The 16,753-nt window shown below is 70.2% G+C and carries 13 protein-coding genes; 7 read left to right on the top strand and 6 right to left on the bottom strand.

Features of this window, described 5'->3' with window-relative positions; all coding sequences use genetic code 11:
- Nucleotides 1–128: 128 nt before the first annotated feature.
- Nucleotides 129–986 (top strand): ATP-binding protein, encoded by an 858-nt coding sequence (locus JN22_RS26790; RefSeq protein WP_085556791.1) that lies wholly within the window; start codon nt 129–131, stop codon nt 984–986.
- Here the strand turns inward: JN22_RS26790 and JN22_RS26795 are convergent.
- From JN22_RS26795 to serS, 4 genes are read right to left on the bottom strand one after another with little or no spacing between them, the layout of a single operon-like run.
- On the bottom strand, nt 943–2,295 hold the full coding sequence (locus tag JN22_RS26795) for a LysM peptidoglycan-binding domain-containing M23 family metallopeptidase (protein ID WP_085556792.1): 1,353 nt from the start codon (nt 2,293–2,295) through the stop codon (nt 943–945). The two genes, JN22_RS26790 and JN22_RS26795, sit on opposite strands and share 44 nt — an antisense overlap.
- Nucleotides 2,292–2,948, bottom strand: coding sequence for a protein-L-isoaspartate(D-aspartate) O-methyltransferase (locus JN22_RS26800; RefSeq protein ID WP_085556793.1), 657 nt, complete (start codon nt 2,946–2,948; stop codon nt 2,292–2,294). The genes JN22_RS26795 and JN22_RS26800 overlap by 4 nt, the downstream gene beginning before the upstream one ends.
- Entirely contained in the window at nt 2,945–3,730 is a 786-nt protein-coding gene (gene surE, locus JN22_RS26805; protein ID WP_085556794.1) for a 5'/3'-nucleotidase SurE, read from the bottom strand. The genes JN22_RS26800 and surE overlap by 4 nt, the downstream gene beginning before the upstream one ends.
- Nucleotides 3,730–4,995 (bottom strand): serine--tRNA ligase, encoded by a 1,266-nt coding sequence (serS, locus tag JN22_RS26810; RefSeq protein WP_085556795.1) that lies wholly within the window; start codon nt 4,993–4,995, stop codon nt 3,730–3,732. Before serS ends, surE begins: the two co-directional genes overlap by 1 nt.
- Nucleotides 4,996–5,337: 342 nt before the next feature.
- Between serS and JN22_RS26815 the strand changes: the two genes are divergently transcribed.
- The 5 genes from JN22_RS26815 (at nt 5,338) to JN22_RS26835 (ending at nt 13,281) form a co-directional block, all read left to right on the top strand.
- On the top strand, nt 5,338–6,540 hold the full coding sequence (locus tag JN22_RS26815; RefSeq protein WP_223677901.1) for an MFS transporter: 1,203 nt from the start codon (nt 5,338–5,340) through the stop codon (nt 6,538–6,540).
- A 121-nt stretch (nt 6,541–6,661) separates the two neighbouring features.
- Entirely contained in the window at nt 6,662–7,219 is a 558-nt protein-coding gene (locus JN22_RS26820; protein WP_085556798.1) for a 1,2-dihydroxy-3-keto-5-methylthiopentene dioxygenase, read from the top strand.
- 785 nt (nt 7,220–8,004) lie between these two features.
- Nucleotides 8,005–9,288, top strand: a complete 1,284-nt coding sequence (locus tag JN22_RS26825; RefSeq protein WP_085556799.1) for a type III PLP-dependent enzyme — start codon at nt 8,005–8,007, stop codon at nt 9,286–9,288.
- Nucleotides 9,289–9,454: 166 nt separating this feature from the next.
- Nucleotides 9,455–10,876: a homospermidine synthase gene (locus JN22_RS26830; protein WP_085556800.1), complete on the top strand. Its 1,422-nt coding sequence runs from the start codon at nt 9,455–9,457 to the stop codon at nt 10,874–10,876.
- Nucleotides 10,877–10,989: 113 nt separating this feature from the next.
- Entirely contained in the window at nt 10,990–13,281 is a 2,292-nt protein-coding gene (locus tag JN22_RS26835; RefSeq protein WP_085556801.1) for an LPS-assembly protein LptD, read from the top strand.
- Here the strand turns inward: JN22_RS26835 and JN22_RS26840 are convergent.
- Nucleotides 13,238–13,828, bottom strand: coding sequence for a D-glycero-alpha-D-manno-heptose-1,7-bisphosphate 7-phosphatase (locus JN22_RS26840; protein WP_211099687.1), 591 nt, complete (start codon nt 13,826–13,828; stop codon nt 13,238–13,240). The two genes, JN22_RS26835 and JN22_RS26840, sit on opposite strands and share 44 nt — an antisense overlap.
- Before the next feature lie 179 nt (nt 13,829–14,007).
- Here JN22_RS26840 and JN22_RS26845 point away from each other — a divergent pair, with 179 nt between their 5' ends.
- Nucleotides 14,008–14,733: a hypothetical protein gene (locus JN22_RS26845; RefSeq protein ID WP_085556803.1), complete on the top strand. Its 726-nt coding sequence runs from the start codon at nt 14,008–14,010 to the stop codon at nt 14,731–14,733.
- 9 nt (nt 14,734–14,742) lie between these two features.
- Here JN22_RS26845 and JN22_RS35025 read toward each other — a convergent pair whose 3' ends face one another.
- Nucleotides 14,743–16,752 carry an O-linked N-acetylglucosamine transferase, SPINDLY family protein gene (locus JN22_RS35025; RefSeq protein ID WP_085556804.1) on the bottom strand — a complete coding sequence of 670 codons (2,010 nt, stop codon included), beginning with the start codon at nt 16,750–16,752 and terminating at the stop codon, nt 14,743–14,745.
- Nucleotide 16,753 lies beyond the last annotated feature (1 nt).

Consider the following 16,753-nt stretch of genomic DNA (forward strand, 5'->3'; position numbering starts at 1 on the left):
GGCGAAAACCGGGGAATGGCGGCTGCTTGTGCGCACGCATTGCTGTGATACCGTGCGATCGCGTCGGAAAGATGGCTGCGCCGACCGCCGGTTTCCATGAAATTTTGTGAAAAGGTGCCTGGAAAACGATGTCCCCCGACTCCCTGCTTCCGTTGCTGACCCGCATCGCCGACGCGCTGGAGCGTCTGGCCCCGCCGGCCTCCGTGCCGCTCGACCTGACCGCGGCCGACGCCTTCGTCTGGCACACCGAGCCGGACCGGCTGGAGCCGGTGCCCGCCGTCAACCGGGTCGACATCGTCCTGCTCCAGGGCGTCGAGCGGCAGCGCGACACCCTGCTGGAGAACACCCGCCGCTTCGCCGCCGGCTATCCCGCCAACAACGCCCTGCTGTGGGGCGCGCGCGGCACCGGCAAGAGTTCGCTGGTCAAGTCGGTCCACGCGCTGCTGTGCCAGGAGCGTCCCGGCGAACTGGTTCTGGTGGAAATCCACCGCGAGGACATCCCCACCCTGCCCCGCCTGCTGACCCGGCTGAAGGGCGAGACGCGGCGCTTCATCCTGTTCTGCGACGACCTGTCCTTCGACCATGACGACGCGCACTACAAGTCGCTGAAGGCGGTGCTCGACGGCGGCATCGAGGGGCGGCCGGAGAACGTCGTGTTCTACGCGACCTCGAACCGCCGCCACCTGATGCCGCGCGAGATGATCGACAACGAGCGCTCGACCGCCATCAACCCCGGCGAGGCGGTCGAGGAGAAGGTGTCGCTGTCCGACCGCTTCGGCCTGTGGCTCGGCTTCCACAACTGCGACCAGGACACCTACTTCGCGATGATCGAGGGCTACGCCCGCCACTTCGGCCTGGAGATCCCGCTGGACCAGCTCCGCGCCGAGGCGGTGGAATGGTCGGTCACGCGCGGCAGCCGCTCGGGCCGCGTCGCGTGGCAGTTCATCCAGGACCTGGCGGGCCGTCTCGGAAAGCCCCTTCGATAGGCCGGCGGTCCATCTGATCGGTCGGATCGACCGCCTGGCTGCCCTTGCGAAGCTCGAAATGGAGCTGCGGGCTGCTGACGGCGCCGGTCTGGCCGACCCGGCCCACCGTCTGCCCGCGCTTCACCGTGGCGCCGCGCTCCACGTCGATGCGGTCGAGGTGGGCGTAGGCGGTGATCCAGCCGTCGGCGTGCTTCAGCAGCAGCAGGTTGCCGAAGCCGCGCAGCTCGTTGCCGGCGTAGGCGACGACGCCATTGTCGGCGGCGACCACCGCCGTGCCCTTGCCGGCGGCGATGTTCAGCCCGTCGTTGTGCAGCCCGTCCGGCTTGGGGCCGTAGCCGGAGATCAGCTTGCCCTTCACCGGCCACAGGAAGCGCGCCGAGCCGCGCGGCGGCGGCGCGGCGACCTCGGCCTTCGGTTCCGGCTTGGGCGGCGCGGCGGCGACCTCGGTCGGCGCCGGCGCGGCGGTGCGGCCGGCCGGAAGGCTGGGCGGCAGCGGCGAGGCGGCGACCGCCGCCGGGGCGTCCGGAGCGGGAGCCGGCTCGGCCGTCACGCCGGGTTTCGAGCCGGGCGGGCGGAGCGAGACCGGAGCCTGTCCCGGCTGATAGGCGACCTCCGGTTCTCCGGACGCGGCGGCGGCGGGACCGCCCGGCTTCGCGGCGGACGGCGGCGGCGCGGTGACGCCGCCCCCCGGAGAGCCGGACGGGGGAGCGGACGGCGCGGCGCCCGGCGCCGGCAGCTCGGCCGCCTGGATCGAGCCGCGGCCGGCGCGCGGCGCGCCATCGGCGGCGCCCGGCGGAGCGGCGGGAACGGTTCCAGCATCGGCCAGCACGACCGGCCCGGAGGACGGCCGTTGCCCGGCGCCCGGCAGGCGGAGCGGCTGGCCGGCCTGCACCGCGTAGGGCGGCGACAGGTTGTTGAGGGTGGTCAGCTCGCTGACGTCCACATTGTGCATGCGGGAGATGCCGTAGAGCGTGTCGCCCTTCTGCACGATGTATTGCCGCGCCGCCGGCAGGGTCAGCCGTTGCCCGACCTCCAGCTTGTAGGGCGGCGTCAGGCGGTTGATCTCGATCAGGTCGCGCAATGGCACATTGTAGCGCCGGGACAGCATGTAGGCGTTGTCGCCCTTCTGCACCGTGATGGCGCCCCCGGCGGAGTCCGGCGTTCCCCCCATCATGTCGGTGAAGGGGGCCAAACCGCCGATCCGCTCGCAGCCCGCCAGCGCCAGCAGGGCGAGCGAGACGGCGGCGAGGCGCGCGGCGAGGCCGCCCCGGCGCGCGGACGGGGGGACGGACGGAGCGGCGGGCGTCATGATGCGGAACGGACCTGTTGCGGCGGGTCGGACAGCAGCGGAACGAAACGGACGGGCCACAGGTCCTCCCGGATAAGACCATCTTCGGTGCGCCGGAAGCGGACCACCTTCTGATCGTGGTAGCCGTCGCCCAGCGGAATGAGCATGACACCACCAACGGCGAGCTGATCCGTCAAGTCTTTTGGCGGCTCCGGCCCGCCGGCGGCCGTGACCAATACGCGCAGGAACGGCGCCTGCTCCGGCCAGCCGCGCGTTCCGTCGCCGAGCCGCGTGGTGATGTTGTCGATCCCAAGCGCCCGGAAACGCCTTTCCGCCTCGCCCAGCAGCGGTTTCAGCCGTTCGATGGTGAAGACGCGGCGGCACAGCCGCGCCAGCACCGCCGCCTGGTAGCCGGAGCCGGTGCCGACCTCCAGCACCAGATGGCGGGGGTGCAGTTCCAGGGCCTGGGTCATCAGCCCGACGACCAGCGGCTGGCTGATCGTCTGGCCGAGCTCGATCGGCAGGGCGGTGTTCTCCCAGGCCTGGTCCTGGAAGGCGTCGGGGACGAAGACCTCGCGCGGGACCCGTTCGATGGCGGCCAACACCTTGGTGTCGGTCACGCCGGACTGGCGCAACGCCATCAGCAAACGGATCTTGCGCGCGTCGATCGTCACACGAAGGCCTGCCTCAGCGTCTGCAAGGTTGGGGTGTGGGTGAGGTCGAGATAGACCGGCGTCACCGAGATGCCGCCGTCGTGCAGAACGACGTGGATGTCGGTGTCCGGGGTGGCGTCGGCCTCGCCGCGCAGGGTGCCGATCCAGATGTAGGGCTTGCCGCGCGGATCGACCCGCTCGAACAGTTCGTCGCCGATCTTGCGCTTGCCGTGGCGGACCACCTGGATGCCGGAGACCTCGGCGGCCGGGCGGGCCGGGAAGTTCACGTTCAGCAGCACGTTCTTCGGCCACGCCACCGTGACCGCCTTGCGCACCACCTCGGCGCCGTGGGCCTCGGCCGCCGACCAGTCGATCGGCTGGCCCGGCTCGTAATGCTGGCTCATGGCGATGGCGGGGACGCCGAGCAGCGTCGCCTCCATCGCCGCGGCGATGGTGCCGGAGTAGGTCACGTCCTCGCCGATGTTGGAGCCCTGGTTGACGCCGGACAGCACCAGCGTCGGGCGGGACTCCTTCATCACGTGGTTGATCGCCAGCAGCACGCAGTCGGTCGGCGTGCCGTCGACGGTGAAGCGGCGTTCGCCCAGCGTGCGCAGGCGCAGCGGCCGGTTGATGGTCAGCGAATGGCTGGCGGCCGACTGCTCCATCTCCGGCGCGACCACCCAGACGTCGTCGGACAGGGATCGGGCGATCGCCTCCAGCACCTTCAGCCCGTGGGCGTGGATGCCGTCGTCGTTGGTGACGAGAATGCGGGTCCGGGACAGGTCGAGCGGCAGGTCGAACATCAGGCGGTAATCCTTTCCGCTCCGCGCATGTAGGGCCGGAGGGCTTCGGGAATCAGGATCGAACCATCGGGCTGCTGGTAGTTCTCCAGCACCGCGATCAGGCAGCGCCCGACCGCCACACCCGACCCGTTCAGGGTGTGAAGGAATTGAGTTTGCTTCTCCCCCTTGGCTCTGCAACGGGCCTTCATCCGTCGCGCCTGGAAATCGCCGCAATTGGAGACGCTGGAGATCTCGCGGTAGGCGTTCTGGCCGGGCAGCCACACCTCGACGTCATAGGTCTTGCGCGACGAGAAGCCCATGTCGCCGGTGCACAGCACGATGGTGCGGTAGGCCAGCCCCAGCCGTTCCAGCACGGTCTCGGCGCAGCGGGTCATCCGCTGGTGCTCCGCCTCCGACTGCTCGGGCGTGGCGATGCCGACCATCTCGACCTTCCAGAACTGGTGCTGGCGGATCATGCCGCGCGTGTCGCGCCCGGCCGAGCCGGCTTCCGCGCGGAAGCAGGGGGTCAGCGCGGTGTAACGCAGCGGCAGATCCTCCGCCGCGACGATCTGGTCGTTGACGAGGTTGGTCAGCGGCACTTCCGAGGTCGGGATCAGATAATGGTCGCCGGCCTTGAACAGATCCTCCTCGAACTTCGGCAGCTGGCCGGTGCCGAACAGGGCGTTGTCGCGCACCATCAGCGGCGGGGCGATCTCGGTGTAGCCGTGCTCGCCGGTGTGGATGTCCAGCATGAAGTCGGCCAGCGCGCGCTCCAGCCGGGCGAGCCCGCCCTTCAGCACGGTGAAGCGGGCGCCGGACATGCGGACGGCCGCCTCGAAATCCATCAGGCCGAGCGCCTCGCCCAGCTCGTAATGCTGCTTGGGGTCGGCGATGTCGGGCGGGGTGCCCCAGCGGCGGATCTCGACGTTGGCGGTCTCGTCGGGGCCGTCCGGCACCTCGTCGGCCGGAAGGTTGGGGATGCCGGCCAGCAGCGTGTCGAGTTCGGCGCCGAGGCGGCGCTCCTCCTCCTCGACCTGCGGCAGCCGCTCCTTGAGCTGGGCCATCTCGTCGAGGATGGGCTGGGCGTCGCGGCCCTCGCGCTTGGCGACGCCGATCTCCTTGGCCGCCTCGTTGCGGCGGGCCTGCATCTCCTGCATCTGGGTCTGCGCGGAGCGGCGGCGGCCGTCCAGGTCGAGCACGGACGACGACAGCGCCGCCAATCCCCGGCGGCCGAGGCCGCGGTCGAAGGCTTCGGGATTCTCACGGATGGCGCGAAGATCGTGCATGGCTCGAACGGATTTCGAATGATAGGGAGGCTGTTTATACGGCGCGCCTTGCCGAAGGTCCAGAGCGAGGCCGGAAATCGGGCGGTCGGGGAAAGCGATGGAAGCCCTTCTCCCTGAGGAAGAAGGGTTGGGATGAGGGGGATTCCGCCACAGGCGGAAAGAGCTTGCGGCCTCCTCACCCCAACCCACGAAACCCGCGAGGGGAGAGGGGCTTCGGATGGACTTGCGCTCCGGTCATGGCGGACGCGCCGAGACCGCCTTGGACAAGAGGCCTGCCGACGGGTCAATCTGCGCCATGCCGCACCGCAACATGGGTGTGGACACGCGATGAGAGGACCAGCGGTGCGCGACGGAGACGAACCGGGCTACCTGACGGCGGGAAGCGCCGCCTACCGGCTGGCAAGCCGCATCCTCTTCGTGGCCGGCTTCTCCACCTTCGCCACGCTCTATTGCGTGCAGCCGCTGCTGCCCGACTTCGTGCGCGAGTTCGGCGTCACCCCGGCGGAATCGAGCCTGTCGCTGTCGCTGACCACCGGGATGCTGGCCGGGATGCTGCTGGTGGCCGGCGCCGTGTCGGACGGGGTCGGGCGCAAGCCGATCATGGTCGCCTCCCTGCTGGCGGTCGGGCTGCTGGGGATCGTCGGGGCGCTGGTGCCGGACTGGCACGGCTTCCTGATCGTCCGCGCGCTGGAGGGCGTGGCGCTGAGCGGGCTTCCCGCCGTCGCCATGGCCTACGTCTCCGAGGAGGTCGATCCGAAATCGGCCGGCGTGGCGATGGGGCTCTACATCGGCGGCACCGCGGTCGGCGGCATGTCGGGCCGGGTGCTGACCGCGGTGGTCACCGATCTCGGGACCTGGAGGCTGGCGGTCGGCGTCGTCGGCGCGATCGGCATCGCGGCGGCCGTGACCGTCTGGGCCGGTCTGCCGCCGTCGCGCCATTTCCACCGGCGCCCGGCCGGCCTGCGGGAGCTGGTCAAGGCGTGGCGCGGGCTGCTCGGCGACGGCGGGCTGCTCGGGCTGTTCTCGCTGGGCTTCCTGCTGATGGGGGGCTTCGTCACCGTCTTCAACTACATCGGCTTCCGGTTGGCCGAGGAGCCCTTCGCGCTGCGCCCGGCGGTGGTCGGCGCGATCTTCCTGGTCTACAGCTTCGGCGTGGTCAGCTCGCCGCTGTTCGGGCGGCTGGCCGGGACCTATGGCAACGCCCGCACGCTGGCGGCGGCGGTGCTGCTGATGCTGATCGGGCTGGCGCTGATGGAGCCGGACAGCCTGTGGTTCATCGCGCCGGGCATCGCGCTGTTCACCTTCGCCTTCTTCGGCGCCCATTCCACCGTGTCGGCCTGGATCGGCCAGCGCGCCACGGTCAACCGGGGGCAGGCGTCGTCGATCTACCTGTTCTGCTACTACATGGGCTCCACCGTGGCGGGGACGCTGGGCGGGCTGTTCTGGCACGATTTCGGCTGGACCGGGGTCGCCGCCTTCATCGCGCTGCTGCTGGCGGTGGCCGCTCTGGTCGCCGGCCGGCTTCTGCTGGCGGCGCGGCGCTGAGCGGCCGGGGCCGAGCGGCGAAGGGTCGCGGGGCCGCGAAAAGGATTGCCGTCGCCGCTTGCCGGGAACAGGGTTTGCCCGAGGGCTGGGGAACCAGGCCGGAACAGCGGACCTGAGCGCCATGACCCACCTGACCGTCTATCACGAGCACGACCCGGTGCGGCCCGAACTCGCCACCGGCGACCCGATCGTGCTGGCCGGCCATCTCGCCATGGCGGGGGTTCTGTTCGAACGCTGGCCGGCGGAACACCCTCTTCCCCCGGATGCCGGCAGCGACGCCGTGCTGGCGGCCTACGCCGCCCCCATCGCGCGGCTGAAGGGGGCGCGGGGCTACCGGTCGGCCGACGTGGCCCGCGTGCCGCGCGGCGTGCCCGACGCCGCCGCGCTGCGGGCGAAGTTCCTCGACGAGCACACCCACACCGAGGACGAGGCCCGCTTCTTCGTGGAGGGCAGCGGCGCCTTCTACCTGCATCTGCGGCCGCGCGTGCTGCGCCTCGTCTGCGAGGCCGGCGACCTGCTGAGCGTGCCGGCGGGAACCCCCCACTGGTTCGACATGGGGGCGGACCCGCATTTCACCGCGATCCGCTTCTTCACCCGCCCCGACGGCTGGGTCGCGGAACCGACCGGCGATCCTATCGCCGCGCGCTTCCCGGCCTACGAGGGGCCGGAGGCGATCTAGGCACTGACTCTCATGCCCCCTGCGAATCCGGCCTTTATCCCCTCTCCGGGGGGAAGGGGGATTTCGCGGCACCCCGGGACATGTGCCTGCCAGAACCCCCATGGACCGGGGTTTTCCCGACACCCCCACGTGCAGGACATTTTTCCTATATCATGGGCGCCGACCACTCGCCGCCCATGGAGCCCCGCCGTGCCGCCCTCCCCCGCGCCCTTCCTCCCCCTCCCCATGCGGTGCATGCGGCGCATGGGTCACCGGACCGTGGAACATGGAACGGACCCGGAAAAACGTTCCACGGTGTTTCAAACGTTCCAAACGTTCCACTCCCCGCTTTCCAGGCGCGGCACGCGGCCCCCGCCACCGCGCGGCCCCGCTTCCGTACAAACCCGTATCCCAAAAAATTCACTTGAATCGCCGCCGGAAAAGCGTAATTCAAAGCGAACGACGCACCCGCACGTGCCTATGGCCCTCTGTGGTTATGCTACGACGTACCGCGTCCTTTTTGGCAGAACCGACCATTCCAGTGGGTCGGTCCCGAGAGGGAGGTCAGTATGTACGCTGCCCACGGTGGGGCTGTGAGACGGTAGCCCTGCAGCCGGTTCATCGACGCGCTGTTGCCCGGAGCTTCGCAGCCCGGGGCCGCTGCCCGACCCGGCTTTCCGTCTCCCACCCTCCCCTATCCGATCCATTCGCCGATTCCGCTCCGCGCGCCAGCCTTGGCCGCAACGGGTCGCCGTCTGCTTGTCTGGGCCGGCTTCGCCGCCGCGCCCAGGGTATGGAGTTGCGCCATGGGCTTCCTGCGTTCCCGTTCCGCCGTCACCCCGCTCCGCCGCAACGGCTCGGCCACCACCGCGACCGTCTCGCTGTCGAGCGGCCGCCGCACCACCGTCACCCAGGCGGTCGCCCTGCACCGCCCGGAGGAGCCGATGCACTGCATCCGCCCCGGCGTGCTGGCCGACACCGCCGAGAGCTTCCTCGCCGCCTTCGGTGAGGCGACCGCCTCGGTCGGGCGCGGCGGCGACGTGCTCTACGCCGTGAAGTGCAACCCGGAACCGGCGGTGCTGCGCGCCCTGTGGGCCGGCGGCGTGCGCCATTTCGACGTCGCCTCCCCCGGCGAGATCCGCCTGATCCGCCAGATGTTCCCCGAGGCGGTGCTGCACTACATGCACCCGGTGAAGGGCCGTCAGGCGATCCGTGCCGCCTACCAGCAGCATGGCGTCCGCGACTTCGTGCTCGACAGCCGCGAGGAGCTGGACAAGATCCTGGAGGAGACCGACGGCGCCGCCGACCTCGGCCTCGTCGTCCGGCTGGCGCTGCCCAAGGGCAACGCCGTCTACGACCTGTCGGGCAAGTTCGGCGCCGCCATGGCCGACGCCGTGGAACTGCTGCGCGCCGTCCGCGCCGCCGCCCCCAAGGTCGGCGTCTCCTTCCATGTCGGCTCGCAGATGCTGGATCCGGCCGCCTACGAACGGGCGCTGGCGTTGGCCGGGCGCGTGATCGCCGAGGCCGGCGTGACCATCGACGTGCTCGACGTCGGCGGCGGCTTCCCGGTGTCCTATCCGGGCGTCACCCCGCCGCCGCTGGGCGACTTCATGGCCGCCATCGCGCGCGGCGTCGCCGCCCTCGGCCTGCCGGAGACCTGCCGCGTCTGGTGCGAGCCGGGCCGCGCGCTGGTGGCGCCGGGCGTGTCGCTGGTGGTCCAGGTGGTCAAGCGCCGGGGCGACGAGCTGTTCATCAACGACGGCGTCTACGGCGCCCTGTCGGATGCCGGCGTTCCCGGCTTCCGCTTCCCGGCGCGGATGATCCGTCCCTTCGAGGCGATGACCGACGCCGGGGGCGTGGCGTTCAGCTTCTACGGCCCGACCTGCGACAGCGCCGACAGGATGAACGGCCCCTTCCTGCTGCCCGCCGACATCAAGGCGGGCGACTGGATCGAGCTGGGGCAGCTCGGCGCCTACGGCTCCTGCCTGCGGACCGCCTTCAACGGTTTCGACCAGGCGAAGGTGGTCGAGGTGGCGGACGCGCCGCTGCTGGAGACCCCCGGCTACCTCCTGCGGTCGTGCGCCGCCTGACGGCGGCAATCGAACGTCCCGCCGGAAACTGTGGATAAAGTCTAAAGACACCCGTACCATCGACCAGCCGGCGCCATCCCGCCCTTCTTCACCGAAGAGACGGGAGCGCCGGCTTGCGTCGTCGTTTCGATTACTTCGGCAAACTACCTTGGAGGAGCACGCAATCATGGCCCTGGACACGAAGTTCCAGACGTTCACAGGCCGCATGGTCATCGTTGGTTTCGGTTCGATCGGCCAGGGGGTTCTGCCTTTGCTGTTGCGCCATCTGGACGGCCTGACGGCCGACCGGATCACCATCGTCACGGCCGAGGAGCGCGGGCGCGAGGAGGCGGAGCAATACGGCGTCGCCTTCCACAACAACCCGCTGAACAACGACAACTTCTTCCAGATCCTGAAGCCGCTGCTCGACAAGGGCGATTTCCTCGTCAACGTGTCGGTCGACGTCTCGTCGATCGCCTTGATCGAGTTCTGCCATCGCATCGGCGCCAACTACATCGACACCTGCATCGAGCCCTGGGCCGGCGGCTACACCGACCCGACCCTGTCGCCCTCGCTGCGCTCGAACTACGCGCTGCGCGAGACCGCGCTGGCCACGCGCGACAGGCTGGCCGGCGGCCCGACCGCGGTCATCACCCACGGCGCCAACCCCGGCCTCGTCTCGCATTTCGTCAAGCAGGCCCTGCTCAACATCGCCGCCGACACCGGCGTCGAAACCGACATCCCGACCGACCGCGACGGCTGGGGACGGCTGGCGCGGACGCTGGGGATCAAGACCATCCACGTCGCCGAGCGCGACACCCAGGTGTCGAACCAGCCCAAGCGGATCGGCGAGTTCGTCAACACCTGGTCGATCGACGGCTTCGTCGGCGAGGGCTGCCAGCCGGCCGAACTCGGCTGGGGCACGCACGAGCGGCATTTCCCCGAGGACGGCCGCCGCCACGACTTCGGCAGCGACGCCGCCATCTACCTGATGCGGCCCGGCGCCTCGACCAAGGTGCGGACCTGGACCCCGCTGGAGGGCCCCTTCCACGGCTTCCTGATCACCCACAGCGAATCGATCTCGATCGCCGACTATTTCACGGTGCGCGAGGGCGGACAGGTGGTCTACCGGCCGACCTGCCACTACGCCTACCACCCGTGCGACGACGCGGTGAAATCGATCCACGAGCTGGCCGGCAAGAACTGGGCGATGCAGGCGACCCAGCGGCTGATGATGGACGAGATCACCAGCGGCATGGACGAGCTGGGCGTGCTGCTGATGGGCAACCCGAAGGGCGCCTACTGGTACGGCTCGCGCATGACCATCGACGAGGCGCGGGAGCTGGTTCCCTACAACAACGCCACCTCGATCCAGGTGACCTCCACCATCCTGGGGGGCATCGTCTGGGCGCTGGAGAACCCGAATCGGGGCGTCGTCGAACCCGACGAGATCGATTTCCGCCGGGTGCTGGAGATCGCCACGCCCTACCTCGGCGAGGTGGTCGGCGCCTATGGCGACTGGACGCCGTTGCAGGACCGCAACCTTCTGTTCCCGGAGGACATCGACGAAAGCGATCCGTGGCAGTTCAAGAACTTCCGCGTGCTCTGAACGGCCGGGCCCAGGACCGGCGGTGGCCGGGCGGTAACAGCCGCCCGGCCACCGCCGGACGCCCGAACCGAAACCGTTGACTTGGCGGGGCGCTTCCCCCAATCGTTCGTGCCATGCCCACGCACGCTCCCCGGCGCGCCCGCGCCAACGCCAAGCCCGCCTCGTCCCTGATCCTGCGCTCCGGCATCGTCGGGCTGATGATCGCGTGCGGGGTGGCGACCGTCGATCTGGCCAGCGCCCAGTCACCCGCGAAGGAACCGCAGCCGCCGGTTCTGCTGACCGCCGACCAGGTGACCTTCGACGAGCCGAACGGCCTCGTCACCGCGACGGGCAACGTGGAACTGGCGCAGGACAAGCGCAGCGTCCGCGCCGACACGATCACCTACAACCAGAAGACCAAGGTCGTCACCGCGACCGGCGCCGTCCGCCTGGTCGAGCCGTCGGGCGACATCGTCTTCGCCGACTACGCCGAGCTGACCGACGACCTGAAGGACGTGTTCATCGAGAACATCCGCGTCCTGATGATCGACAACGGCCGCATGGCCGGCAACGAGGGCGAACGGCGCGAAGGCCGGCTGACGCGCGTCAACCGCGGCGTCTACAGCCCTTGCGACCTGTGCAAGACCGATCCGACCCGGGCGCCGCTGTGGCAGATCCGCGCCGTCCGCATCGTCCACGACAACCAGGAGCACGAGGTCCGCTACAAGGACGCGACGATGGAGATCTTCGGAATCCCCATCGGCTACACGCCCTACCTGTCGCACCCCGATCCGTCGGTCGACCGCAAGAGCGGTTTCCTGACGCCGTCCTTCGGCAACAGCTCCGACCTCGGCTTCATCCTGAAGAACCATTATTACTGGGACATCGGGAAGGACCAGGACGCGACCTTCGACCTCCAGGGCTATTCCAAGCAGGGGCTGCTTCTGGGCGGCCAGTACCGCAAGCGCTTCGAGAACGGCCGGCTTGAGCTGGAGGGCGCCATCACGCGCGCCGACCTCGCCAACGGCCAGCAGACCGGCGCACCCAAGGACAAGCGCACGCGCGGCTACGTCGCCGCCAAGGGCCTGTTCGACATCGACGAGACCTGGCGGGCCGGCTTCGACCTGAAGCGGGCGAGCGAGGAGACCTTCCTGCGCCGCTATTACGACTTCCGCGAGGATTATCTCACCAGCAAGGCGTATGTGGAGGGGTTCCAGGGGCGCAACTACGCCTCGGTCGCCGCCTACGGATTCCAGGACCTGCGCTACGGCAACACGGTGGCCGAGCCGATCGCCGTGCCGGCGGCCCGCTACAACGCGCTGGGCGAGCCGGGCAGCCTGCTCGGCGGGCGCTGGTCGTTCGACACCAGCCTGCTGGCCGTCACCCGGCCGGACGACGCCGGGCCGAACAGCCGGCGCTTCGTGGTGCAGCCGGGCTGGGAACGCAACATCATCGCGCGCGCCGGCTTCATCACCACCCTGTCGGCGAGCGTGCTGGCCGCCGGCTACACCGCCGACCGCTTCAACTCGTCCGATCCGACGACGCGCGGCACCGGGGAGTCGAACGGCGTCCGGCTGTTCCCGCAGGGACAGCTCACCGTCCGTTACCCCTTCGTCCGCTACGGGGCGTCCTCGCAGCAGCTGGTCGAGCCGATCGTGCAGCTCACCGCCTCGCCCAAGCTCGGCAACAGGAAGATCTTCCCCAACGAGGACAGCCTCGACGTCGAGTTCGACGAGGTCAACCTGCTGACGCCCAACCGCTACACCGGCATCGACCGGCTGGACGACGGCGTGCGCGTGACCTACGGCCTGCGCACCGCGCTGTACGGCTACAAGGAAGGGTCGGCCAGCCTGTTCCTCGGCCAGAGCCGCCGCCTGACCGACGCCAACTCCGGTTTCCAGGTCGGCTCGGGGCTGGAGGACCGGGTGTCGGACTATGTCGGCCGGCTCGACCTTCAGCCGGCCGACTGGCTGGACGTGAACTACGGCTTCCGCATCGACCACGACACCCTGAGGCCGCGCCGCCATTCGCTGAACGCCTCGGCCGGCGTGCCGATGCTGCGGGTGTCGACCGCCTACACCTACGTCGACCAGACCGCCTCGCGCGCCGCCGTCACCCAGGACCGGGTGGAGCAGGCGACCTTCGGCCTGTCGTCGGCCTTCTCGGATCACTGGAGCCTGGGCGTCGCCCACGTCCAGGCGATGGAGCCGCAGCCGGGCGCGCGGACCAGCCTCGCCACCCTGACCTACAACGACGAGTGCCTGATCTTCCAGACGGTGCTCCGCCGCGACTACACCACGACGGCCGGCGACGTGAAGGACGGCAACAGCATCTTCTTCCGCTTCGTCTTCAAGAACGTCGGCGAGATCACGACCCCGGCCATCAGCGCGAGTTTCCTGGGCGGCGGTTCGTCCTCGTCCAACTAGCCAGCAGCGGCAGGATGTCCGCCAGACGGCCGAGCTTGTGGTCGGCCGTTCGCGTTTCGGCACCGGCCTCCGGATTGGCATCCGAACCGACCAGCAGCTTCAGCCCGACACCGGCCGCCTGCGCCGCCTGCATGTCGGTCGGCTGGTCGCCGACGAACACCGAGCGGGCAAGGTCGAGGTCGAGGCGCCGCGCCGCCTCCAGGATCATCCCGGGGCCGGGCTTGCGCCAGAAGCTCTCGCGGGCGTAACGCTCGACCGGGCCGCCGCGGTGGTAGGGGCAATGGAAGACCCCGGCCAGTTCGATGCCGCGCGCCCGGAACTCCCCCGTCATCCAGGCGGTGAAATCGAGGAACTCCGCCTCGGTGAAGTAGCCGCGCGCGATGCCCGACTGGTTGGTGATGACCGCGACGCGGTAGCCCTGGTCCACCGCCGCCCGCGCCAGATCGAAGATGCCATCCATGAACTGGAAGCGGTCGTGGGTGACCACGTAGCCATGGTCGACGTTGACGACGCCGTCACGGTCGAGGAACAGGGCGGGACAGGGCAAGGCGCGGAACTCCCGGTGGCCGACAGGCGATGACAAAGTTCGGACGTTGGTAGCATGGCGCGGGCAACGGGAAAACAATGTCCGGGCCATTGTCTGTGACGGGGCTGTCAAGGGGTTGCATCGCACCGGCGTTGCCGCTAGCCATAGTGCCCTTCCCCGCCACACCGCTGCGACGCATCATGACCCTCGGACGCTATGATTACGAACGACGCTACCGGCGCCGTGTCTGGGCCGGCTTCGGCAAGTTCGGGCTTCTGGCCGCGGTGATCCTGGGGGTCGGGCTGTTCGCCTACCAGATGGGCATCGAACAGCTGAAGGGCCGCGACGTCACCCTGCGCGAGGAGATCGCCACCCTGTCGCGCCAGAAGGCCGAGTTCGAACTGCTGGCCTCGCAGATGCAGACGGCGGCCCGCACGGCGGAGGCGCGCAGCGCCGAGCTGGAGGCGAGGCTCCAGCGCGAGGTGCCGACCGGCGACCTCGCCCGTCTGTCGCAGCTCGTCAGCGAGCGGCTGAAGGGCGGCCTCGACGCCAACCGCCTGTCCTTCGTGATCTCCCAGGCACAGACGCCGCGCAACTGCCAGCCGGCGGACAGCAAGCGCTTCGTCCTGTCGACCCCGCTGTTGAAGAGCGGCGTGCGCGGGACCACCTTCGGCAACGGCACCATCACGGTGTCCGGCGAGGGACAGTCGTCGCACAACAACCAGGGCAACCCGGAAAGCTGGTTCGACCCCGGTCAGCCGGTGACGATCAAGATCACCGGCATCGGCGGCAAGACCGCCACCGCGACCGGCGTGCTGCCGCTCCACCAGTCGCTGGTGGTGGACAACAACGAGTACCGCTTCACCTTCGCCGCCGGCCAGCGCTCCTTCGTCGACGTCACCGCCGACCGCTGCGCCTATCCCTGACGCTTTTCCCTAGCCGGGCACCGCGAAGGAGCGCGGCGCCTCGCCGCGCGCGTGGATGTCCCACATGGTCGTGAAGGCGCTTTCCAGGCGACGGGCGAAGCGCGCGCTGTCGAACAGGGGCGCCACCTCCCGGTTCTCGGCGAGGCGTGACCGCAGCGCCTTCAGCGCTTCCGGCCGGCGCGCGAGGTCGAGCGCCATCGCCTCGTAGGCCTCCCAGCTCTCGGCCACGAGGTCCGGCAGACCGACCGCGCGCAGCAGGCTGGCGCCGACACGCGCGGCGAAGCTCCCGCCCAGCATGGTCAGCACCGGCAGCCCGGCCCACAGCGCCTCGCCGGCGGTGGTGTGGGCGCCGACCGGGCCGGTGTCGAGGAACAGATCGGCCAGCCGGTAGCGCGCCAGATGGTCCGGGCCGGGCAGACGCGGCGCGAAGACCAGCCGCTCCGGCGCCACTCCCCGCGCCACCGCCTCGCGGCGCAGATTGCCGGGCACCTCGGGATGGCTGGCCAGCAGCCAGAGGACCGAGCCGGGAACCGCGTCGAGAAGGCGGCACCAGCGGCCGAACAGCTCCGGCCCGATCTTGTAGGCGGCGTTGAAGCAGCAGAAGACGAAGCCATCCTCGGGCAGCCCGCAGGCGGCGCGGCCGGGTGTCGGGCCGATGGCGCGGGTGCGGTCGTTGGGCTGGTAGCTGCCGGGCAGATGGACGATGCGCTCGCTGTAGGCGGGCTGCTGGTCGAAGGGCGCGACGGCGGCGTCGGCGATGACGTAATCGATGAAGCCGGCCCCCACGCTGCCGGGATAGCCCAGCCATTGCGCCTGGACCGGCGCCGGCCGGTGGGCGGCGATGCCCGGCCGGGCATGCTGGGTGTGCCCTTTCAAATCGACCAGCAGATCGATGCGCTCGGCGTGGATGCGGTGGGCGGCGTCCTCGTCGGGCAGCGCCGACAGATCGATGAAGCGGTCGAAGCCGCGCCGCAGACGCGCTCGCATCGGCCCGCCGTCGTCGGCGCCGTGCGACAGGCCGACGATGGTGAAACGGTCGCGGTCGTGCCGTTCGATCAGTTCGGCGATCAGCACGGCGGTCGCGTGCTCGTGGTAGTCGGCCGACAGATAGCCGACGCGCAGCCGCTCGCCCCGCTCCCTGCGGAGGGGGAACGCCGGGCGGATGCCGCGCGTGCGCCACGCGCTGTAGCGTTCGGCGCACGCGCGCTCCAGAGCCGGGCCGGCGCCCTCGCCCAGGAAGATCCAGGGATGGACCTGCTCGGTCCGTCCGTCGCGCACCGCCGCGATGAGACGGACCGACAGCTCATCCAGCCCGTCCCAGCGCGCGAGATGCCGGCGCTGCTGCACCAGTTGGGCAAGCACGCCTCCGGCGTCGGGCAGGCCAAGACGCAAGGCCCGCTCGAAGCCCGGCAGGCTTTCGGGAATCCGGTCCGTCTCCTTCAGCGCCAGCGCCAGGTTGGCGTGTGCCTCGGCCAGATCGGGGCGCAGGGCCAGCGTGTTGCGGAACCCCCGGACCGCGCCTTCCCCGTCACCACGGTCGCGCCGGACGGCGGCGAGGTTCAGCCAGCCCGCCGCCAACCCGCAATCGGTCGCCAGCGCGCGGCGCAGCGCCGCCTCCGCCTCGTCCCAGCGGCCCAGCGCGCGCAGCATGGCGCCCTCGTTGCAGGCGGCACCGGCGAAGGACGGCATGAGGCGGGCAGCCTCGCCATAGGACTCCGCCGCCTCGCCGGTGCGGCCGAGTGCCTGGAGCGTGACGCCCAGATTGAAGTGGTTGCCGCCGAAGCCCGGCAGCCAAGCGACGGCCCGGCGGTGATGCGCCTCCGCTTCCGCCGCCCGGCCCTGCCTGCGCAGCGCCTCGCCGAAGTTGGAGCGGGCGACCGCCTCCTCCGGCGTGCCGGCCTCGCCCAGCGCGTCGAGCGCCGCGAACAGCGCCGACAGAATGGCCGGATCTCCCGGCCGTTCGGACAGCCGGCGGCGCTGCTCGCGAAGCGCCGCGCGCGGATCGGTGCCGGCGGTCACG

It is taken from the genome of Azospirillum agricola (genome assembly GCF_020005195.1).
GTDB lineage: Bacteria > Pseudomonadota > Alphaproteobacteria > Azospirillales > Azospirillaceae > Azospirillum > Azospirillum agricola.